At 68.2% G+C, this 22,418-nt stretch carries 14 protein-coding genes and 1 pseudogene; 9 read left to right on the forward strand and 6 right to left on the reverse strand.

Annotated features, from left to right (window positions below):
• Window positions 1-134 precede the first annotated feature (134 nt).
• Window positions 135-2,171: an NACHT domain-containing protein gene (locus EV192_RS57210; protein ID WP_132123667.1), complete on the forward strand. Its 2,037-nt coding sequence runs from the start codon at window positions 135-137 to the stop codon at window positions 2,169-2,171.
• 17 nt (window positions 2,172-2,188) lie between these two features.
• On the opposite strand, the pseudogene EV192_RS39060 reads toward EV192_RS57210, so the two are convergent.
• From EV192_RS39060 to EV192_RS39080, 5 genes and pseudogenes are all read right to left on the reverse strand, one after another.
• Window positions 2,189-3,010 (reverse strand): annotated as a pseudogene (locus EV192_RS39060) (STM4011 family radical SAM protein); the annotation flags it as partial.
• Between the two features lie 3 nt (window positions 3,011-3,013).
• Complete coding sequence (locus tag EV192_RS39065; protein ID WP_132123668.1) at window positions 3,014-4,282, reverse strand: STM4012 family radical SAM protein; 1,269 nt, start codon at window positions 4,280-4,282, stop codon at window positions 3,014-3,016.
• Window positions 4,279-5,070 carry an STM4013/SEN3800 family hydrolase gene (locus EV192_RS39070; RefSeq protein WP_132123669.1) on the reverse strand — a complete coding sequence of 264 codons (792 nt, stop codon included), beginning with the start codon at window positions 5,068-5,070 and terminating at the stop codon, window positions 4,279-4,281. Before EV192_RS39070 ends, EV192_RS39065 begins: the two co-directional genes overlap by 4 nt.
• The gene (locus EV192_RS39075; RefSeq protein WP_207926552.1) at window positions 5,067-6,254 is read right to left on the reverse strand and encodes an STM4014 family protein; all 1,188 of its coding nucleotides are present in this window, start codon (window positions 6,252-6,254) and stop codon (window positions 5,067-5,069) included. The genes EV192_RS39070 and EV192_RS39075 overlap by 4 nt, the downstream gene beginning before the upstream one ends.
• Window positions 6,255-6,575: 321 nt before the next feature.
• Window positions 6,576-7,550, reverse strand: coding sequence for an STM4015 family protein (locus EV192_RS39080; RefSeq protein WP_207926554.1), 975 nt, complete (start codon window positions 7,548-7,550; stop codon window positions 6,576-6,578).
• Window positions 7,551-7,713: 163 nt separating this feature from the next.
• Between EV192_RS39080 and EV192_RS39085 the strand changes: the two genes are divergently transcribed.
• Window positions 7,714-9,867 (forward strand): InlB B-repeat-containing protein, encoded by a 2,154-nt coding sequence (locus tag EV192_RS39085; protein WP_132123670.1) that lies wholly within the window; start codon window positions 7,714-7,716, stop codon window positions 9,865-9,867.
• 47 nt (window positions 9,868-9,914) lie between these two features.
• Here EV192_RS39085 and EV192_RS39090 read toward each other — a convergent pair whose 3' ends face one another.
• Window positions 9,915-11,300, reverse strand: coding sequence for a sugar porter family MFS transporter (locus EV192_RS39090; RefSeq protein WP_132123671.1), 1,386 nt, complete (start codon window positions 11,298-11,300; stop codon window positions 9,915-9,917).
• Between the two features lie 335 nt (window positions 11,301-11,635).
• On the opposite strand from EV192_RS39090, the gene EV192_RS39095 reads away from it, so the two are divergent.
• From EV192_RS39095 to EV192_RS39125, 7 genes are all read left to right on the forward strand, one after another.
• A complete protein-coding gene (locus EV192_RS39095) occupies window positions 11,636-11,995 on the forward strand; it encodes an STAS domain-containing protein (RefSeq protein ID WP_132123672.1) in 360 nt (119 codons plus the stop codon).
• Between the two features lie 551 nt (window positions 11,996-12,546).
• The gene (locus EV192_RS39100; RefSeq protein ID WP_207926556.1) at window positions 12,547-13,554 is read left to right on the forward strand and encodes an ABC transporter permease; all 1,008 of its coding nucleotides are present in this window, start codon (window positions 12,547-12,549) and stop codon (window positions 13,552-13,554) included.
• Between the two features lie 51 nt (window positions 13,555-13,605).
• A complete protein-coding gene (locus tag EV192_RS39105; protein ID WP_165960856.1) occupies window positions 13,606-15,387 on the forward strand; it encodes an ABC transporter substrate-binding protein in 1,782 nt (593 codons plus the stop codon).
• 67 nt (window positions 15,388-15,454) lie between these two features.
• Window positions 15,455-16,438 carry an ABC transporter permease gene (locus EV192_RS39110; protein ID WP_132123675.1) on the forward strand — a complete coding sequence of 328 codons (984 nt, stop codon included), beginning with the start codon at window positions 15,455-15,457 and terminating at the stop codon, window positions 16,436-16,438.
• A complete protein-coding gene (locus tag EV192_RS39115) occupies window positions 16,435-17,481 on the forward strand; it encodes an ABC transporter ATP-binding protein (RefSeq protein WP_132123676.1) in 1,047 nt (348 codons plus the stop codon). The genes EV192_RS39110 and EV192_RS39115 overlap by 4 nt, the downstream gene beginning before the upstream one ends.
• Complete coding sequence (locus EV192_RS39120; RefSeq protein WP_132123677.1) at window positions 17,474-18,502, forward strand: ABC transporter ATP-binding protein; 1,029 nt, start codon at window positions 17,474-17,476, stop codon at window positions 18,500-18,502. Before EV192_RS39115 ends, EV192_RS39120 begins: the two co-directional genes overlap by 8 nt.
• A gap of 14 nt (window positions 18,503-18,516) precedes the next feature.
• The gene (locus tag EV192_RS39125) at window positions 18,517-22,206 is read left to right on the forward strand and encodes an nSTAND1 domain-containing NTPase (protein WP_132123678.1); all 3,690 of its coding nucleotides are present in this window, start codon (window positions 18,517-18,519) and stop codon (window positions 22,204-22,206) included.
• The last annotated feature ends 212 nt before the right edge of the window (window positions 22,207-22,418 follow it).

Below are 22,418 nucleotides of genomic sequence, written 5' to 3' on the forward strand. Positions count from 1 at the left end.
TTCCGTCCATTCGCGACAGTTACCTGGAGCCGGGCTACCGGGTCACGGCGTTCGGCCCGCGGACCCGGATCGCCGACGAACGCTGGTGGGACGAGTTCTGTCACCTCCACACCGACCTGGACGTCCGCCTCACCGTGCATCTGTCCACACTGGACGCCACCCGGCTGCCCCTGTTGTTGCTGGGACACCCGGGCGCGGGCAAGAGCGTGCTCACCAAGATCCTCGCGGCCCGCTTGCCGGGCTCTGGGTACACAGCGGTGTACGTACCATTGCGGCACGTCACGGCGGACGCGCCTGTTTACCGTCAGGTGCAGGAAGCCCTGGACCTGACGACGCACGGGCGCGTCGACTGGGCCGACCTGACCGACCAGAGCGAAGGCACCCTGCGGGTCGTCCTGCTGGACGGCCTGGACGAGCTGTTACAGGCGGCCGAACACAGCCGGTCGGCGTTCCTGCACGACGTCGTCGAGTTCCAACGCCGCGAGGCCGAGCAGTTACGTCCGGTCGCGGTCGTGGTCACCACGCGGAGCGTGGTGGCCGACCGGGTGGACATCGCCGCCGGGACGACCGTGATCAAACTGGCGGAGTTCACCGGGACCCAGGTCGACCAGTGGCGGGAGACCTGGAACCGCACCAACGGGTCCGGGATCGCCTCGGGTGCCGTCCGGCCGCTCACCGCCGAGGCCGTTGTCCGCTGCGGCCCGCTGGCGCGCCAACCGTTGCTGCTGCTGATGGTCGCGATGTACGAGGCCGACCCGTCGACATCGCCGATCGAAACGGGCCTGTCGGAAACCGCGCTGTACCAAAGACTGTTGGAGAACTTCGCGCAGCGCGAAGCCAGTCGGACCCGTTCGGGCCGACGCGACCTGGTCAAAGCGGCCCGGGACCAGCTCCGCCAGTTGGCGATCGCCGCGTTGGCGATGGTCAACCGAGGCCGCCAGTACGTGACCGAAGCGGAACTCGACCGCGACCTGACCGCGCTGGGCATGGCCAAGCGGGACATCTTCGCCCGGTTCTTCTTCATCTCCACGGCCCAGGCGACCGTCCACGCGGAACGCACACTGCGCAGCTACGAGTTCCTGCACAGCACCTTCGGCGAATACCTGGTCGCGCGGGAGATCGTCGACGTCCTGCTGGACACCGCCGACCGGGCCACCTCCCGGCGCGGCCCGGTGACCCCGGACGACTCACTGCTGTTCGCGCTGCTGTCCCACCACTGCATCGCGGCCCGCCGGTCGATCGTGAGCTTCGCCCTGGGCATCTTCGCGGGCTTGCCGGCCGCGGATCGTGACGCGGTCGCGTCGCTGCTGACAACGCTGATCCGCGGCTGCCGCACCCGGCAAGGTTCCGGCCAGTACACCGGCTACCAGCCGACCGAGACCGACCACGTCCGCGAGATCGCGGTGTACTCGGTGAATCTTGTGCTGCTGCGGCTCGGGGCGGCCCATCCACTCGTCCGGCTCGACCAGTTGTGGCCTGAAGAACCCGAAGCCATGTGGCGGTCGACCGTTCAGCTCTGGCGGGCGAGCCTCGACGAGAGCAACTGGCTGGCTGTTCTCTCCCTCATCAGTATGAGCGATGGTGTCCTCCTCCTGGCGATGACCGCGCTGAGTGATCGTTACCGCGAGGTGTCGTACGCGAAGCTGATCGGCGACCGCGAGTTGGCGATGAACCTCGCCATGGGACAGACCGTTCGGACAAATCCCGCTTTCGTGTTCGACGACACCGTTGACGCCGACGAGACGTTCGCGCGTTGGATCATTCCAGCGGCAGTCCTGGCGATCCCGGAATCCGCCGCGCTGAGTGAGGAGCAGCTTCAGGCGCTGGTGCGGTCCTCAGGCCGGAAGGCGCACGACATCCTGCAGATCTGCGCGCAGGTGCTGCGGTCACGAGGCGACATCCTGCCGTACGACACGACACTTTCGCTTGTCCGCGTGGTCGCGGGCTTCCCCGAGTACTTCGAGGACGCCATCGCCGCCGCGGTCCTGACCAATCCCAAACTGCTCAAGGACGTCCCGGAGATCCGGGCGCCCGACTACTACTCCGACCGGGTCGCCGCCTGGCTGGTGGTGGGCCACAGGTTCAACGACGGCGAGCGGCAGCCGGAGTCCGACCTGCTCGATTCGCTGGCCGCGGCCCTGAAGGCGCGCCTGGCGTCGTGGCCCTGGTAGGCGGCTGGGATCCGTTCGAGGACTCCACCGGCGAAGACGTCATACAGTCCGGTCTGTTCCAAATGGACATAGCCGATGTGGCAGTCGCACACGGCCAGCGGGCACGGTCGGGGTCTCAGGTTCGCCCGGAAGCTTCCGTCGTAGAGGTTTCCCAGCGGCTCCTCGACGAAATGGCAGCGGCGGACCGTGCCGTCGCCCTTGACGGACACGACCGTGTCACCGGTACGGCAGGGCTGGCCGAGGCTTTGGTGGGGGTGCCTGCTGTAGTGGAACAACGGGTCGATGTCCTGCCACTCAGCGGCTTCGTCGTCGGTGTACGTGTGGCCTTCGGCCGCGTTCACCCAGAGGTAGACGTCTTCGGGGAGACGGTTCTGGAGGTCTCGGGCATGCGGGAGATGTTCCGGCAGGCCGACGACGCCGACGCTGTAGCGGGCGCCGAGCCGGGTCAGTTCGCGGCACTGGGCGAGGAACCGCTCGACCTGCACCTGCGTCGGATGATAGGTGACCCAGAACGCCGCCGTGGCCAGGTCGCAGTCCGCGACCCAGGTGAGGCGGCAGCTGAGGTTGGTCTGGATGGCGACCTTCGCCACGTGCGGGAGCCGGCTCAGCGAGACCATGGCGTCCCGGTACCACGAACGGACCAGGCCTTCACCCCATGGGGTGAACAGGATCGACACCTCGTCCTCGGTGCTGGCGGCGACCCAGGACGTGAAGCGGCCCAAAGCGTCCCGGTCGGCGCGTAGCTGCTCGCGGCTGTCCCGGCGTTTCGCGAACGGGCAGTACGGGCAGTCGTAGTCACAGGAGGCCAACGGGCCCCGGTAGAGCATCGTCAGGTTCATGGATCACTTCTGGTCATAGGCGGCCATGGCGGCGCGTACCGCAGGGGAGAACAGCGCCGGACCGATCGCGTCCGACCACGCCAGGCCCTCGGCCGTGAGAACCAGGCGGTCGCCGGTGTCGACCAACCAACCCCGGTCGGCGAGTTCGGGCAGACTCGGCTCGCCGCCGAAGTTCTTGCGGTACAAGGACTTCTCCAACCCGTCGGCTTGCAGCAGGGACTGGATCACATGCCGGCGGCGTAACTCGTCGTCCGTCATGGTCACGCCGACTTCGGCGCGTGTGAAGTCCGTGCGGGTCACGTAGTCGTCGATGATGCCCCGCACAGCGGTCGGTGCCACGGCGTAGTCGAACGAATAGTGCAGGCGCCTCGTGTACGAGCGGGCGCCGCATCCCAGGCCCACCATGCCGTCGGACTGGCAGCTGTACTCGTCGCCGCCGAGCGTCGGCGCGTCCTGGCGGCGGAACATCCGCATGGAATGCTGCCGGTATCCGGCGGCCAGCAGGTGGTCCCGGCCCAGGCGATACAACCGCAGCCGCTGTTCGTCCCACTCGTCCTCTGTCGGGCGCGTCGACAGACCGGTCAACGGGCGGACGTACAACGGATACAGATACAGCTCCTCGGGCTGCCAGGTGAGGGCTGCGTCCAGCGAAGCTCGCCAACTGCGTTCGGTCTGACCCGCGATGCCGTAGATCAGGTCGATGTTCAGCACCGGGAAGGGCAGATCTCTGATCGCCGCCAGCGCCCTGTCCACTGTGGACCGCTTTTGCGGCCGTACCGCCGCGCGTGCCTCGGTGTCGTCGAAGGTCTGCACGCCGATGCTGATCCTGGTCGTCCCGTGGTCCGCCAGGACGGCCAGCCGGTCCGGGGTCGCGGTGTCCGGGGACGTTTCCACCGACAACGGCACCTGGCCGGTGACCGGTCGGGTCAGGCCGAGCAGCCGCTCCAGTTCGCGCGCGTCCAGGTACGTGGGTGTGCCGCCGCCGATCGCGGCCTGCGCGAACTTCGCCCGGCCGTCGAGTTGCTCCCACACCGCCGCGGCCTGGCGCTCCACCGCGTCCAGGTACCGGGTCACCAGCTCCGGTCCGGCGCCGGTCCGGGTGAACAGGTTGCAGAACCCGCACCGGACCTCGCAGAACGGCACGTGCACGTAATGGAACAAGGCGTCCCTTGGCTCGTCCGCCCACACGTCCCGCAGCGATGGCTTTGGGTTCAGCGGGCGGTAAGCCGTCTTGTGCGGATACGCGTACACGTACCCCTGGTACGGTTTCATGGCGCGTCCTCTGTGATGGCGAACTCCCCGTACGGCACGGTCCAGACCACTTCGTGCCCAAGCCGGTGCCCGGTGTAGCCGTCCTCGCCGTAGGCTGTCCCGTGGTCCGAGCACACGATCACGAAGCTCGGCCGGCGCAAGGCGTCGAACAACCTGCCCAGTTCCGTGTCCGCGTACTCCAGCGCTGCCGCGTGGGTGGCCAGCGAGTCCTCTTGGGACGTACCGTAGAACCAGTTCGGCTGGTGCAACGCGGACACGTTGACGAACAGGAACAGCCGCTGGTCGGTGCGGACCTGCTTGAGGACCGCCCGCGCGCAGTCCACCTGTGCTCGGGTCGACGTCGGTGACGTGACCCCGAACTCCCGCTCCCAGTGGCTTTCCGCGAACATCCCAGGCAGGTGTGACCCGAGCGGTCCCTCCTTGGTGAAGAAGCCGACCCCGCCGACACACACCGTGTGGTAGCCCGCTTTGGCCAACCCGCTCACCATGTCCGGGCTGTCGAACACCCAGGTGTGGCTCATCGTGGTCTCGCTGCCCGCGAACCGGCCGGCGAACAGCCGCGGATGCCGCCCAGGTTCGGCCGGCGTCGGCAGGAAGCCCGCGAACATCGCGGCGTGCGACGCGAACGTGAAGTTGCCCGGCGCGTGCCTTCGTTCCCACCGCCCTCCCGGAAGCAGTCGTGTCAGCACAGGTGTCCGGCCCTGTGCCGCCAACTCGGCGGCCACGTCGTAACGCAAGGTGTCGATGGTGATCAGCACCAGATCATGCGTGCCGACCACTCGGTTCATGTCATACACGCCGCCACCTGCGCCTCGTACGTGTCCATGCCCGGCGCCGGGCCGTCCGGCAGCCCGGCCAACCCCGGCAGGAGGTCGCCGAAACAGTTCACCTCGCCGACCACATGCCTGCCCCACCCCACCCCGAGTAACAAGTCGACCCCCACCATGAGCGACTTCGGAAACCGCGCCGCGACACCCTCACACGTGTCCAGCCACTGCCGCCACTTCGTCGCACCCACAACCGCCCGCAACTCCGCCACGTCAACCCGTTCACCACCCAGGTGAAGGTTCGTCATCGGATGCCGACTCGCCCGCACAACCGCGTGAGTCGCCCGACCGGCCACCACAACCACCCGCATGTCAATCGTCCGGTTCCGCCACGACGCCTTGGGAAACCACTTCTCCACGTGCACCGGATCGGCACACACCCGATCCACCACCGCCACCGCGTCCCCACCCCGATAAGTCCGAACCCGCAACGAGTTCACCAACCCCACCGAACTCACCGCCGCCGAACTGACCGCCTCCACCCGATCCCCCCGAACCGACAAAGCCACCACCCCAGAAGCAGAAGACCCATGCGCGGGCTTGACGAAAACCCGACTCCACCCCACAGCCGACAATCGAGCCCGAAGCGCGTCGAACCCACCGCTGCCGTCGTCGTTGCCGCCGGTGTGGGCGCGGCGGCGGATGGTTGGGGCGGCGTCGGGGAGGGAGGTGATGGCAGGGGGGAGGGGGAGGCCGGCTTGGGACAGGTGGGCGTGGCATTTTCGTTTGTCGAGCATCAGCGCTACTTCGGTGGGGTCGTTGAGGAGGTGGGTTCGCGGGGTTCCGGCGACCACTTCGGCCAAGCGGCGCAGGGCGGTGGTGAAGGCCTGGTACCAGGGGCCGGTGCCGTTCACTCGGTGGGGCGGGTGGGCGAAATGGCCGCGCAGGAGGGTGTCGACGTGTGGGTCGTCGCCTGGTGAGTCGATCCGGACCAGGGCGTGGGTGGGGATCGCGATCGTTCCGGTGAGGACGTCCCGCCAGGGCAGGACGTGGGCCGGCGGGAGGCCGGCCGCCCGGACCGCCGCGGCGAACAGGGCCACCCGCCTGCTCCCAGGATTGCCGACAACGACGAACCGCTGTCCGCCGCTGCCGGGATTCCCGGCCATGACGAACCTCCCCCGGCTGCTGCCGGGACTTTCAGCCACGATGAAACCTCCCTCCGCTGTCGCCGGGATTGTCAGCCGCGACGGACTCCGTTCGGCTGTCGCTGGGGCTGTCGGCCGCGACACGCTCTTGTCCGCCGTCGCGGGGGCTGCCGGCTGCGACAGACTTCGCTCGGCTCTCGCTGGGATTGCCGGTCGCGACGGACTCCGTTCGGCTGTTGCTGGGGCTGTCGGCCGCGACACGCTCTTGTCCGCCGTCGCGGGGGCTGCCGGCTGCGACGGACTCCGCTCGGCTCTCGCTGGGATTGCCGGCCGCGGCGGACTCCGCTCCGCCCCCGCCGGGATTGGCGGCCGCGACAGACTTCACTCTGCTGCCGCCGTGTAGAAGTAGTCCTCGTTGTCGTAGGTGTGCGGTTTTTCCTGGCCGTCGAGGTTGAGGGTCACGCCGGCCGGTTCCAGGGCGCCTCGCAGGCGTTCGATCATCTCGTCGCTGAGGAAGTGGTGGTGCAGGTCGAGATTCTTCAGGTGGGTCAGGCCAAGCAGTGGCTCGGCTCCTTCGTCGGTGAGTGTGCCCAGGGACAGGTCGAGCGTTTCCAGCCGACGCACCACTGTGGACTCGGCCGCCAACCGGGCCACGTGGTTCTGCTTGTCGCTGTTCTGCAGGCCCAGGTAGCGCAGGGCGGTGAACCGTTCGCCGCCCAGCAGGGGTTCGAGGTCCGGGTCCCGCCAGTCGGCTCCGTACTCGTCGACGCCGAGCCACAGTTGCAGCGACTCCAGTGCCGGCAGTTCGGACTCGATGACCGCGCGGATCACCGCACGCGGCAGCCCGCCGGCCTCGAACCGCAACGAGCGCAAAGTGTTGTGCCGCACCGGTCGCATGGTCAGCCCGGTGCCGCCGCGGACGACAAGCTCGGTGAGACCGGGGAACGCGTCGAACAGCGGGCTGACGTCGCTCTGCTGGATCCACGAGATCTCCGCCTCCTCCATGACGATGTCGCCGTAGAAGAGCCCGGTCAACGCGGGCAGTTTGTCCTTCGCCGAGACCAGCGCCTCGATCGCGGTGGCGCTGTTCTCCTCTTCGTACACCTCGCCCCACGGCCCGATGACGAGCGCGGTGACCGACGCGGCTTCCACCGTGGTCAGAAACCGCTGCAACGCCTCGCCGAACGGTTCGGCGGGGTCGTACGAGTCGACCGCGACCCGCCACGCGACCGGGCCGACCGGTGGGCTCGGCTGGTCGAAGTCGGCCACGGGCAGGCCGTGGAAGGTCGAGATGTGCTCGTAGATGGCCACGTTGTCCCCTTGCCAGTCGGTGGTGATCTCCGCTTCGCGCATCATGCCGGGGAGCACCGACAGTTTTCGGTCCGGGTGGCCCGTAACGCGGGACGGTCCCGCAGGTCGGCGCCGAGAAAAAGGCGTTTCTGCCCAATCGGGCACGACGTCCGCGACCGGGGGCATCTACGCTCGAACGGTTCACGACGCATAGCTGGGGCGTGATCACGTGAGATCCGTTCTGAGGACGGTGTTACCGAAGGCGGCCGCGATGGGCGCGGTGGCGCTGGGTGTGGCCGGTGTGCTCGTGTTCGGCTCCGGCGAGGAGAAGCAGTCGATGCGGCTGCTGTCCGGCGCGGCCTGGCTGCCGTCGGCCAAAGTCGGTCAGGTGACCTTGCTTGACGGGTCGTCCACCGAGGTCGCCGCCCAGGTCCAGGTCGCCACGCCGGGCGACGCGCTGGACGTCGTGCAGTACGGGCCGACCGCGTACGCCATCGACCGCACCCTGGGCACGATCCGCCGGATCGACGGCGCCACGTTCGACCTGACGGCACCCGCCGCCCCGATCGACAACGCCAGTTCCGGCCTGACCGCGTTCGCCGGCTCACAAGCCCTGTACGCCATCGACGCGAAACGCGGCGTACTGGCCACAACCGATCCGAAAACCCTGAGGAAACAAGGTGACCTGGTCGCCCTGTCGGCCGACCTGGCGCCTGGGTCGGCTGTGGTCGACAGTGCCGGCCGGCTGTGGGTGATCGACAACGCGACCGGCGAACTGACCCGGCTGGACGGCTCGGTGGCGATGACCGTCCGGAACGCCACCGCGCCCGGCCACAGCGTGCTGGTGATGGCCGGCGACCGGCCGGTGATCGTCAACACCGACACCGGCAAGATCACCATGGTCGACCCCGCCGGGCGGCTCCGGGACCCGTTCGACAGCGGCCTGCGCGCCACGGACACGGTCAGCGCGAGCGGGTCGGCGAAGGGCGACAAGTTCTATCTGGCGGCCTCCCGGGGAGTGCTGATCATCTGTGACACGGCGGCCGCCAGGTGCGACGACGTGGTGCCACTGAACCAGGGGAGCAGTCTGGGCACACCCGTCGAGGCCGGGAACCGGGTGTTTGTCCCGGACTACACCGCGGGCCAGGTGTGGGTGGTGGACCTGACGCACCGCTCGGTGGTCGCCCGGTCGCAGATCCTGACCCCGCAGACCCGTTTCCAGCTGGTCAGCCGGGACGGCGTGGTCTTCTTCAACGATCCCGACTCGGACAAGGCCGGCGTGATCCAGCTGAACGGGCGCGTGATCCAGACGGCCAAGTACGACCCGGGCAACCCCGCCAAGGGGCTGTCGAACGGGCCACCCGACACCGGCGACCCACTGCCACCCCAACAGAACCCGCAGGAGAACCCACCGCGGAACCCGCCGGTGCAGCCCCCGGTGAACCCGCCGGCGGACACGTCCTCGCAACAGACCCCGCCGCCGCCCCCGGTCAACACACCGGTGCCGCCTCCACCACCACCCCCGCCGCCGCCTCCACCATCGTCCACTCCGCCGGACGTGCCCCCGCCGCCGAAACCGCCGAACCTGACGATCACGTTGTCCAAGACCACACCGATGGTCGGCGAGGACATCACGGTGCAGGTCACCCCGGACAACCACGTCGCCTTCAAGTCGGTCGACTGGGACTTCGGCGACGGCCAGCACGCGACGGCCGCGACCACGTCCCACCACTGGACGGCCGCGAAGACGTACCAGGTCAGCGTCCAGGTCACCACGGTGGACGGACAGCAGGCCACCACGTCGCTGAGCCTGCCCGTGGCCGCGAAACCCACCGCCAAGCTCACCGTCACACCGCCGACGAACGGAACGATCACGGGATCGGGCGTCAGCTGCCCCGGCACCTGTACCGTGACCGTCGACAAAGGACAGTCGGTCGCCCTGACGGCGAGTCCCGCGGCCAACTACAAGCTGTCGGCGTGGGGCGGTGCCTGCTCAGGCAGTGGCGCGTGCTCGGTCACCTTGGACGCCAACAAGACCGTGTCCGCCACGTTCGCGATCGTCAACCCGGTGCTGCCGTTCGTCGGCACCTGGACGAATGTCGATCCCAACACCGGCGACGTCACGCACATCATCATCAGCAACGCCACGATGAACTCCGCGTCGGTTCACTCGTTCGGTGCATGCACTCCGTCGGACTGTGACTGGGGCACGGTGACAGCCCCCTACAGCGGCGGTGCGCTGCGCGCTGTCCACCACATCAACGGCATCATCGAGACGGTCACGATCACCCCGTCCGGGAACCGGTTGATGCTGGCGGTCCATCATGACTTCGGTTCCGGCAGCGGCATGGACACGACGGACACAATGCAGAAGACCGGCTGAGAAACGCGGTCGAGCCGTAGGCTCGACCGCGTTGCCGAACAAACCCCTCAGGCGTCGGCCTTCGACCCGGTGCGGCCGCGCAGGTCGAGTTCGATCTCCTCAAGGCTGCGGCCCTTGGTCTCCGGGACCAGCCACTTGGTCAGCGCGAACAGCACCACGTTGATGCCGGCGAAGATGAACATCGAGTTGCCGATGCCGAGTGAGTCCTTCGCGGAGATGATCGGGAACACCGCGCTGACGATGCCGGTGGACGCCCACAGCACCACGCTCGCGATGCCCATGCCGGCCGCGCGGGCCTTGAGCGGGAACACCTCGGCCATCATCACCCAGACCACCGCGCCCCAGCCGAGTTCGTAGCCGACCAGGTACAGCACCATCAGGACGAGCATCAGGACGCCGACCGTGTCGGTGTCCTTGACGCTGAGCACGACCCAGCCGGCCAGGGCCAGCGTGATGACCATGATCACGTTGCCGATCAGCAGCAGCGGCTTGCGGCCCCAGCGGTCCACCACGAACACCACCCACGCGGTGAACAGGAACTTCGTCACGCCGAGCAGCACGCCGGACAGCAACGCCGACTGGGTGGCGAAGCCCAGTGCGATCAGCATGGTCGGGAAGTACGCGTTGATCGCGTTGACACCGCTGAACTGCTGGCCGATCGCGAGCAGCAACGCCACGATCAGCATCGGCCGCACCCAGGGCGCCCACAGGTCGCGGAACCGGCCCTTCTCGCTGTCCAGCCGGACCACCTCGCGGATGGTCGCCATCTCCTCGTCGATGTCGGTCATCCCGCCGTGCGCGCTGACCAGGACCGCGCGGGCCTCGTCCTCGCGGCCGGCCTTGATCAGCCAGCGTGGCGACTCCGGCAGGATGTTCAGGCCGAACAGCAGGACCACGGCCGGCACGATGGCGCCGGCGAACATCCACCGCCACGCGCCGTCCGGGCCGAGGAAGTAGCTGGTCAGGAACGCGATCAGGATGCCGAGTACGATGAAGATCTGGTTGAGGGCGCCCATCGCGCCGCGCACTTTGGCGGGCGCCAGCTCGGACAGGTAGGTCGGCACGGTCGACGACGACAGGCCGATGCCCACCCCGATCACCAACCGGGCGATGATCAGCAGGGTGAACGTGGGCGCGAACGACGCCCCGAGCGTGCCGACGATCACGATGACCGCGGCCACCATGATCGTCCTGCGCCGGCCGACCCGTTCGTTCACCCGACCGGACATCAGGGCGCCGACGATGGCGCCCACCGACAGGCTGGCCGTGATCACACCGCGGTCCAGGCCGTCGAGGTTCCAGAGTTTGCCGATGAACGGCAGCACACCCGAGATCACGCCGAGGTCGTAGCCGAAGAGGATGCCGCCGAGGGCACCGAAGAAGTAGAGGGTCGTCCTACTGATCTGCCGCGCCGTGGACTCCACTTGCGCCATGTCCGAATCACCCGTTTTCCAACGCTTCGTCACTGTGTGTGCAGCGACGAACCCGATGAGTACACAAGGTGGCGGCGGAGTAGTAGTGACAATTACCGAGGTCGGCGTCGATTGGTCCCGGCAGGGTAGCAGACGAAACGGACCCGGCGAGATAACGAATTCGCTGGTTCCGGCGGTTTCACAAATGCGAAAAATGGTGTCGGGTGGCATTGCGCCGGACGGCGGAGGCCGGGCTCCGGCTGACGGTCGGAACCATTGTCGGTGGTGCCGGCACCGCCTTGTGGGCGATAATCCAACGACTCTTGGCGATCGAATGACTACGTATAGTGAGGTACATGGTGGTGAGTGACGGCGAGGCGTTGCTGTTGAGGTACCGCGTCGCCCCGGACGTGGACGCGACGATCGTGCATGTCACGGGTGAGATCGACCTGTCCACCAGCACCACGTTCGCGGACGCGATGACCCACGCGCTGGCCGGCCGCACGTCGGTGGTCGTGGTGGACCTGGAGGACGTCACGTTCATGGGGTCGATCGGGCTGGGCCAGTTGGTGAAGGCGCACGACCGGGCCGCGCGGTCACAGCGTTTCCTGCGGATCGCCGACGGCACCGCCGCCGCCCACCGGGCGATCGAGGTCTCCGGTCTCGACCAGGTGCTGTCGGTGTTCGCCACGGTCGACGACGCCATCGCGGGCTGACACCCGTCGTCACGGAGCGTTCATCGGCCGTCGAATTTCCTTCACGTTCTTCCGGTGTCGGGCGGGCGACGAATACCGCCGGAAAGGCGCGCCGGAGGATCGGGATCGCGAAATCGGCCGGCCGGTCGCCACAATCGAACCGCCGAAATGGTGCAACGCGAAACCGGATTCCCCAATGCGGTACGAATCCGCGGTTGGTCCGGTCGGGGGACCCGGTCGCGGCCAGACGCCCCATCATCCCACCAGGCTCCGCCCTGGGCGAAGCCGGGTGCGCCACAAGCGAGTCCGCCGACCGGACTGGTCCGGCGACGCGTGCGGCGACCGCCCGATCACTCGACGTGATTGCGTGGTCCTGATCACTCGGCGGTGTCGGAATGAAATCCTCGACACCCGATGTGCTGGACTTTCGGGTCGGTTGTTACTGCTGGTCATCAGGTGATGACGCCGTAGTGCGTTTGTGACCTCATTTCCGACCCTCGGAGCTTGACGGGTACAGTCACTCACCGTAAATTCTCGCCGAATCTTACTGATAATTGGGTATCGGGGGGCACGTGGCCGACCTCCTTCGGACAGAGCTGTCGTCCGGAAGCGACGCCGTTGTCGCGCCAGGCAAGAAGCCTGTCGCCGGCCGTTCGCCGGGACAACTCGCCTGGCGGCGATTCCGCCGTGACAAGGCGGGCATCGTCGCGGGGTGCGTCGTCTTGTTCTACTTCGTCGTGGGCCTGGGCGCGCCCGTGATCGGGTGGCTGTACGGCAAGAACCCGGACACGCACTACGGCACGGACCGCCCCGGGCTGCTGAGCGACACCGGCATCCCGGTCAAACCGAACGGCGGCATGGACGGCGAGTTCTGGTTCGGCATCGAACCGCGGCTCGGCCGGGACGTGCTGATGCAGCTGGTGTACGGGATCCGGACGTCGCTGCTGATCGCCCTGATCGTGGTCGCGCTCGTGACGTTGCTGGGGACCATCATCGGGATCACCGCCGGCTACCTCGGCGGCCGCACCGACTACTTCATCGGCCGCGGCATCGACATCCTGCTGGCGATCCCGTCGACCCTCTTCTACATCGCCTTCACCCCCGTGGCGCTCGCCCTGTTCGTGGCGCCGGGCAAGGAGGTGCCGGTCTGGCTCCGGGCGACGTCGCTGATCCTGCTGCTGACCGTGTTCGGCTGGACCAGGATCGCGCGGCTGCTGCGCGGCCAGGTCCTGTCCCTGCGCGAGCGCGAGTTCATCGAGGCCGCGCGGGTGTCCGGCGCGGGCACCCGGCGGATCGTGTTCAAGGAACTGCTGCCGAACCTGATCACCCCGATCCTGGTGATCGCCACGCTGGACGTGCCCGCGCTGGTCACCACCGAGGCCGCGCTGTCGTACCTCGGTGTCGGCATGGTCGAACCGACCCCGGACTGGGGCCGGATGATCCACGACGGCGGCGACTACCTGCAGACCGACATCACGTACCTGGCGTTCCCCGGCCTGGCGCTGATCGTCTTCGTGATCGCGTTCAACCTGCTGGGCGACTCCGTCCGGGACGCGCTCGACCCCAAGGGGCACCGCTAAGCCACCGCACCCGCCGTAACCCGGCGCATGTTGAAGAACAGGGAGAAAGATGTGAAACGCAAGACACTAGTGGGAGCGACCGCGCTCGCGATGTCCGCGGCCATGGTCGCCGCCGGGTGCAGCGCGGGCGGCCAGAACACCCAGGGACCCAGCGGACCGAAGGTCCAGGAGGGTTCCGTCGTGGTCGACAAGGACGGCTCGTTGTCCAAGGGACCGGCGGCCGACGTCCCGGGCTCCCGCAAGGGCGGCAACATCAACGTCATCTTCCGTCAGGACTCGGCGCACTACGACCCGGCGTGGACCAACTCGTCGCCGGACCAGACGCTGCAGGAGATGCTGTACCGCCGGCTGACGATGTACAAGATCGACAACGGCAAGAAGATCCTGGTCGGCGACCTGGCCACCAACACCGGTGAGACCACCGACGGCGGCAAGACCTGGAAGTTCACCCTCAAGGACGGGGTGAAGTACGCCGACGGCTCGCCGATCTCCACCAAGGACATCAAGTACGCGGTGTCCCGGTCGTTCGCGCCGAAGTTCGCCCAGGGCTTCCCGTACCTGCAGACCTGGCTGGCCGACAGCGACGACTTCACCAAGGTCTACCCGGGTGTCTACGAGGCCGGCAAGCAGCTCGGCGACGACAAGGTCGAGACGCCGGACGACAAGACCATCATCTTCAAGTTCAACAAGCCGCGCCCGGACCTGCCGTTCGCGGTCGAGCTCGGCACCGCCGTGCCGGTCCCGCAGGCCAAGGACGCCAAGGACGCGCAGGACCAGGACGCCGCCGCGATCGCCGCGATCTGCTCGGGTCCGTACAAGGTCGTCGCGCACGACGTGGACAAGAGCCTGAAGCTGGTCCGCAACGACAAGTGGGACCCGGCCAGCGACGCGATCCGCCACCAGTACGCCGACACGTACTCGTTCGAGTTCGGCCCGCAGATCGACGCGGTGACCGACCGGCTGTCGGCCTCCGCCGGTGACGACAAGAACTCGGTCGGCAGCTACAGCGCGGTCGCCCCGGCCAAGCTCGCCACCGTGATGAACGACCCGAAGCTCAAGCAGCAGGTGATCGACACGCCGACCACCCAGGTCAACGTGTACTCGATCAACAACACCCGGGTCACCGACATCAACGTCCGCAAGGCGTTGCTGGTCGCCTTCCCGAAGGAGGCGGCGCGCCTGCAGAACGGCGGCCCGTACTACGGCGACTACGCGACCACGTTGGGTTCGCCGTCGCTGCTGGGCTGGTCCAAGTACGACCTGCCGGGTGTCACCGACGTCGACCCCAAGGGCGACCCGGAGAAGGCCAAGAAGATGCTGACCGACGCCGGCAAGCTGGGCTACGAGATCTCGCTGGGCTACACCCAGACGCCGACCTCGGAGAAGGAGGCCCTGGCCGTGGCCGACGGCCTGGAGAAGGGCGGCTTCAAGGTCAACAAGCTGCCGATGCAGTCCAAGACGTTCCTGAACGCCCGCGAGCAGTTCAACAACAACCTGGACCTGTACTGGTACGCGTGGGCCCCGGACTGGCCGACCGGCGCGACTGTGTACGGCGAGCTGTACGACGGCCGCAAGGTCGGTGACGGTCGCCCGAACAACAGCCACTTCAAGAACGACGCGGTGAACTCCGAGCTGGACCGGATCATGCAGATCGTCGACCCGGCCGAGCAGGGCAAGGCGTTCAACGAGCTGGACAAGAAGATCATGGAGCAGGTGCCGGCGATCCCGTACGTCTACCAGCGGCGCCAGCTGATGGTCGGCTCGAACGTCGGCGGCGGTGCGGCCGACGCGCACGACGTGCTGAACCTGAACAGCCTTTTCCTGAAGTCCTGATCATGAGTCCGCGCCGGGCGGGCCAATGGCGGCCCGCCCGGCGCATCCGTGGGAGAAGACCCTTCCGATGCTGGCATTCCTGGTTCGTCGAGTGCTGGGCGGGATCGTCATCCTGGCGATCATCAGCCTCATCACGTTCCTGCTCTTCTTCGCCGTGCCGGGCAGTGACGTCGCCGCGTTGTCGTGCGGCAAGACGTGTACGCCGGAGAACATGGCCCTGATCCGGCGCGGCCTTGGCCTGGACAAACCGGTGATCGTGCAGTACCTGGTCTTCATGGGCGGCATCTTCGCCACCCGGACGATCGGGGACAACGTCTGCACGGCGCCGTGCCTGGGCTACTCGTTCGTGAACCACCAGCCGGTCCTGCAGACCGTGCTGGACCGGCTGCCGGTGACCCTGTCGCTGGCCATCGGCGCGGTGGTGCTGTTCATCATCTTCGGTGTCGGCCTGGGCATGCTGGCCGCGCTGCGCAAGGGCAAGCTGGCCGACAAGATCGCCATGACGTTCGCCCTGATCGGCGGATCGATGCAGATCTTCGTGCTGGCGCCGTTCTTCCTGTACATCTTCGTGTACACCACCGGCCTGCTGCCGCAGCCCAGATACGTGTCGTTCTTCGACAGTCCGGGCGACTGGTTCATCGGCATGCTGCTGCCGTGGCTGTGCCTGGCGATCATCTACATCGCGTACTACGCGCGGCTCACCAGGTCGTCCATGGTCGACGTGCTCAACGAGGACTTCATCCGCACGGTCCGGGCCAAGGGCCTTGGCACCGGGCAGATCTACGTCAAGCACGCGTTCCGCGGCGCGATGAGCCCGGTGGTCACCATCCTCGGCCTGGACATCGCCGGCCTGTTCGCCGGCGCGATCATCACCGAGCAGTCGTTCGGCCTGGTCGGCGTCGGCCAGCTCGCGGTCAACTCGGTGAACAACTCCGACCTGCCGATGATGATGGGCGTGGTGCTGCTGGCCGCGACGGCCGTGGTGCTCGCCAATATCATCGTCGACGTGATCTACGCCGTCATCGACCCACGGATCAAGGTGTCAGCGTGAACGACTTCCTGCTCTCGGTCCGCGACCTCAAGGTGCACTTCGCCACCGAGGACGGCGTGGTCAAGGCGGTCGACGGGCTGTCGTACGACCTGGCCAAGGGCCGCACGCTGGGCATCGTCGGCGAGTCCGGCTCCGGCAAGAGCGTCTCCAACCTGGCCATTCTCGGGTTGCACAACCCGGAGAAGACCACCACCGGCGGCGAGATCGTGTTCAATGGCCAGCAGCTGGTCGGCGCCAAGGAACAGACCTTGCGGAAGCTGCGTGGCAACGACATCTCGATGATCTTCCAGGACCCGCTGACGTCGCTGTCGCCGTTCTACACGATCGGCGAGCAGATCGCGGAGACGTACCGCCGGCACACCGGCGCGAACAAGAAGCAGGCCCGCGAGCGGGCGGTCGAGATGTTGAAGAAGGTCGGCATCCCGCAGCCCGACCGGCGGGTCGACGAGTACCCGCACCAGTTCTCCGGCGGGATGCGGCAGCGCGCGATGATCGCGATCGCGCTGTGCTGCGACCCCGCGCTGCTGATCGCGGACGAGCCGACCACCGCGCTTGACGTGACCGTGCAGGCGCAGATCCTGGACCTGTTGCGGGAACTGCAGTCCGAGTTCAACACCGCGATCATCCTGATCACGCACGACATGGGCGTGGTCGCGCAGATGGCCGACGACGTACTGGTGATGTACGCGGGCCGCTGCGTCGAGCGGGGGACCGTGCGTGAGGTGCTCAAAGCCCCGCAGCACCCGTACAGCTGGGGCCTGCTGTCGTCGATCCCGCATCTGAGCGGCGACGTGGACGTGCCGCTGGTCCCGGTCCGGGGCACGCCGCCGAGCCTGATCGACCCGCCGCCGGGCTGTCCGTTCAACCCGCGCTGCGACTTCGCCGGCCGGGTGCCGGGCGAGCTGTGCACCACGGAACGGCCCGCGCTGGTGCCGGCGGACGGGCACGGCTCGGCGTGCCATCTGTCCATTTCGGACAAGCAGGTCATCTTCACGGAGGAGATCCTCCCCAAGGCCGGACTGGGCGGGACAGCACATGCCTGACGACGACATCCTTATGCAGGCCCGTGGCCTCACCATGCACTTCCCGGTCCGCGGCGGCGGGCTGGTCCGGCGCAAGGTCGGTCTGGTGCAGGCGGTCGACGGGGTGGACCTGGACCTGCACGAGGGCGAGTCCTTCGGCCTGGTCGGCGAGTCCGGCTGCGGCAAATCCACCACCGGCCGGCTGCTGGCTCGCCTGCTGGAGCCGACCTCCGGCACGATCACCTACGCCGGCAAGGACATCACGCACTCCACCCGCAAGCAGCTCGCGCCGATCCGGCCCGAGATCCAGATGATCTTCCAGGACCCGTACTCGTCGCTCAACCCGCGGCACACGGTCGGCACGATCATCGCCAGCCCGATGGAGGTCAACGGGATCGACCCGCCCGGCGGCCGCAAGAAGCGGGTGCAGGAGCTGCTGGAGACCGTCGGGCTGAACCCGGAGCACTACAACCGGTACCCGCACGAGTTCTCCGGCGGCCAGCGCCAGCGGATCGGGGTGGCGCGGGCGCTCGCGTTGGAGCCCAAGCTGATCGTGGCCGACGAGCCGGTGTCGGCGCTGGACGTGTCCATCCAGGCGCAGGTGGTGAACCTGCTGCAGCGCCTGCAGCGGGAGTTGGACATCGCGTTCGTCTTCATCGCGCACGACCTGGCCGTGGTGCGGCACTTCTCGCAGCGGATCGCGGTGATGTACCTGGGCAAGATCGTGGAGATCGCCGACCGGACAGACCTCTACGGCAACCCGCACCACCCGTACACCCACGCGTTGCTGTCCTCGGTGCCGGACGCGGACCCGGACAGCGAGAAGCAGCGCGAGCGGATCCGGCTGACCGGGGACGTGCCGTCGCCGATCAACCCGCCGTCCGGCTGCCGGTTCCGCACCCGCTGCTGGAAGGCCAAGGACATCTGTGCCGAGCAGGAACCGCCGCTGGTGCAGCTGACCGGCACCCGTGCGGGTCACCTGGCGGCTTGCCACTTCCCGGAGGCCAGGCAGGTGGTTCCGGAGGCCGAAGCCGCCTCGTGAAGGGGAGGTAGCGCATGTCCCGTCGTGAGCGACCGCTCGACGACGGTGTCGGTGCGCTGTCCCAGTTCGCCGAGGGGTTGCGGCAGCTGCGGCGGGACGCCGGCAGCCCGACCTACCGTGAACTGGGCACGCGGGCCCGGTACTCGGCCGGAACGCTGTCCGACGCGGCCGGCGGGCGCAAGCTGCCCACCCTCGCGGTCACGCTGGCGTACGTCCGTGCCTGCGGTGGTGACGCCGAGGTGTGGGAACAGTCCTGGTACGAGGTCAACACCGAGATCGAGGCGTCCGCGCCGCAGACGACCGACAACGGCGACCCGCCGTACGTCGGCTTGGCGCCGTTCCAGCCGGCGGACGCCGAACGGTTCTTCGGCCGCGACACGTTGGTGGACGAACTGCTCGTCCGGTTGAAGACCAACCGGTTCGTCACCGTGTTCGGGCCGTCCGGGGTGGGCAAGTCGTCGCTGCTGCGGGCCGGGCTGATCCCACGGCTGGACGTGCCGTACGTGCTGTTCACGCCAGGGGAACACCCGATGGCGGCGTACCTCGACAGTGTCGACCACGTCGGGGCGGCCGACGACCTGGTGATCGTGGTGGACCAGTTCGAGGAAGTGTTCACCGTCTGCACGGACACCGCCGAACGCGCCGAGTTCATCGACAGTCTGCTTGGCGCGGACCACCGGGTGGTGGTGGGGATGCGCGCGGACTTCTACAGCCACTGCGCGAGCCATCCTGGCTTGGCCAAGGCGTTGTGCGAGGCGCAGTTGCTGGTCGGCCCGATGGGCGCCGGGGAGTTGCGGGTGGCCATCACCCAGCCCGCGGTGCAGGCGGGATACGTCGTCGAAGGCGCGTTGGTCGCGGAACTCGTCGCTGAGTCCGCTGGGCAGGCCGGTCTGCTGCCGATGGTGTCGCACGTGCTGCGGGAGACCTGGCACCGACGGCGTGGCAACACCCTCACCAGGACCGGTTACCAGGCCGCAGGCGGCATCCAGGGGGCGTTGGCGAAGACCGCCGAGGATGTGTACGCGTCGTTCGACGGGCCGCAGCAGGCGGCGGCTCGGCAACTGTTCCTGCGGCTGACGGCGTTGGGGGAAGGCACGGAGGACACCAAGCGGCGGATCGGCCGGGGGGAGTTCGACGGCACGGAACTGAACGACGTGCTCACCGCGCTCGCGTCGGCACGGCTGATCACCGTGGACGCCGGCTCCGTCGAGATGGCGCACGAGTCGTTGATCAAGGCGTGGCCGCGGTTGCGTGGCTGGCTCAGCGAAGACCGCGAGGGACTGCGGATCCACCGGCAGCTGACCGAGGCCGCGTTGGCGTGGGAGTCGCTGGGCCGCGACCCGGGCGCGCTGTACCGGGGCACGCGGTTGCAGCTCGCGCAGGACTGGCCGGGCAGCGCGTCGCTTGTGGGGCGTGAGCGGGAGTTCCTGGACACGAGCTTTGCCGCGTTCGTCGCGGAACGGGAGACCGCGCGGCGAGGCGCTCGCCGTCTTCGCGTGCTGACCATCGTGCTTGCGGTGCTGTTGGTGATTGCTGTGGTGGCAACGTTTCTTGCGTTCCGTGCGCAGAGCATCTCGTTGGAGCAACGGAATGTGGCGATCTCGCAGAAGCTGGCGAGCCAGAGCGACGCGTTGCGGGCCGTGAATCCCGCGCTGGCCGCGCAGCTCAGCCTTGCCGCGTACCGACTGTCGCCCACGACAGAGGCGCGGGGCAGCCTGTTGAGCGCGTTCGGATCGCCGTACGCCACCCAGCTGACCGGGCACACCGACAGCGTGAACGTGGGCGCATGGAGCCCCGACGGCCATACTGCGGCCACCGCGAGCGACGACCACTCGGTTTTCCTCTGGGACATGGCCGACCCGCACCGGCCGACGAGGCTTTCCGTCATCGCGGCGAGCGCCATGCAGGTGTACGACGTGAGTTTCCGCAGTGATGGCAACGTTCTCGTCATCGCCGGCGAGGACGGGGCCGTCGGGCTGTGGGACGTGAGCGACCGGGTCAGGCCTCGGCTGCTGTCGTCGACGCCGGCGCATCCCGGCTCGGTGTACTCGGCCACGTTCGGCCAGGACGGCCGGATGATGGCGACGGCCGGCGAGGACGACCTCGGCCGGATCTGGGACGTCAGCGACCCCGCCCATCCCCGTGAGCTGGCGACGTTGCGCGGCCACACCGCGCGGATCCACCAGATCGCGTTCCGGCCCGGCTCGTCCGTGGTGGCGACGGCGAGTTCCGACCACACCGTCCGGTTGTGGGACATCAGCGACTTGGCCCATCCGAAGGCCCTGCGCGTGCTGACCGACCACACCGACAACGTCCGGTCGGTGATGTTCGACCCGGCCGGGAAGGTCATGGTCACTACGAGCCTGGATCGCACAGTCCGGCTCTGGGACGTCAGCGACCCGGCGAACACGCGTCAGCTGGCGCTGCTCGGTTCGGCCACCGACAACATGTACTCCGCGGCGTTCAGCCCGGACGGGCACACCGTCGCGGCGGTCGGCGACGACCGGGTGGTGCACCTGTGGAACGTGACCGATCCGGTACGGCCGTACCAGGTCACGACCCTGGTGGGGCACACCGAGAAGATCTTCACCGCCGCGTTCAGCCCGTCCGGCCGGGATCTGCTGACCGCGAGCTGGGACCGGACCGCCCGGGTGTGGGACCTGGCCGACCTCACCGACCCGGCCGCGCCCGGCTTCCTCGCCGGCCACAGCGAGGCGGTCTACGCGGTCGCGTTCAGCCCGGACCGGCGCACGGCCGCGACCGGCGGCAACGACAACACCGTGCGCCTGTGGGACGTCACGGACCCGGAACACCCGCGCAGCCTGGCCGTTCTGGCCGGGCACACCGGTCCGGTCCGGTCGATGGCGTTCAGCCCGTCCGGCGGCATGCTCGCGTCCGGCAGTTCGGACTCGACGATCCGGTTGTGGGATCTCGCCGACCGGGACCGGCCGCGCCCGCTACCGTCGCTGGCCGGCCACACCCAGGACGTCTACTCGGTCGCGTTCAGCCCGTCCGGCCGGCAGTTGGCGTCGGCGAGCAACGACAACAGCGCGATCCTGTGGGACATCAGCGATCCCGCCGCGCCGCGGTACCGGAAGATCATCGACCGGCCGCAGATCCCGCTGTACGCGGTCGCCTTCAGCCCGTCCGGCCTGCTCGCCACGGCCGGTTTCGACGCCGACGTCATGGTGTGGGACCCAGCGGCCCCGGACCAGCCGGTGACGACCCTGCACGGCCACACCGGGCACGTGAACGGCCTCGCCTTCGGCCCGTCCGGCATGGTCCTGGCGAGCGTCGGCGCGGACGCCACGCTTCGCCTGTGGGATCTCACGGACCAGAAACGCCCGGTGGCTCTGGGCACGGCGACCGACCGCGCCGGCCCGTTGGCGACGGTCGCGTTCAGCCCGGACGGCCACACGGTCGCCACCACGAGCGACGTCGCCCGCCTGTGGGACGTCGGCGATCCGACCCGGCCGACCGAGCTCGCGACCCTCACCGGCCACGGCGGCCGGGTGAGCAGCGTGGCGTTCGGGCCGGACGGGCACACGATGGCCACCGCCGGCGACGACCATCTGGTGATCGTGCGCGACACGGACGTGGAGCGGGTCGCGACCCGGGTCTGTGCCACCGCCTTCCCGCGGCTGACCCGGGCGGACTGGGACCAGTACCTGCCCGGGATCGGCTACGCGCCACCCTGCCCATGATCGGGACAAAGACCGATTGCCGGAAGAATGATCGACAGTTCGCTTCATCCCTTCGGTGGGTCGCGTTCACCCGAGAGTGATCCCCGCCGTAAGCTGCTCGCTCGATCCGATTCGCAATAACGCGGAAAGGACTCGGATTTGGGCGGAATTGCTGGTTGCGTCCTCTTCCGGGTGGACAGATGATGGCTGCGACGAGAACAGGCGACGTATTG

It is taken from the genome of Actinocrispum wychmicini (assembly GCF_004345645.1).
GTDB classification, from domain to species: Bacteria; Actinomycetota; Actinomycetes; order Mycobacteriales; family Pseudonocardiaceae; genus Kibdelosporangium; species Kibdelosporangium wychmicini.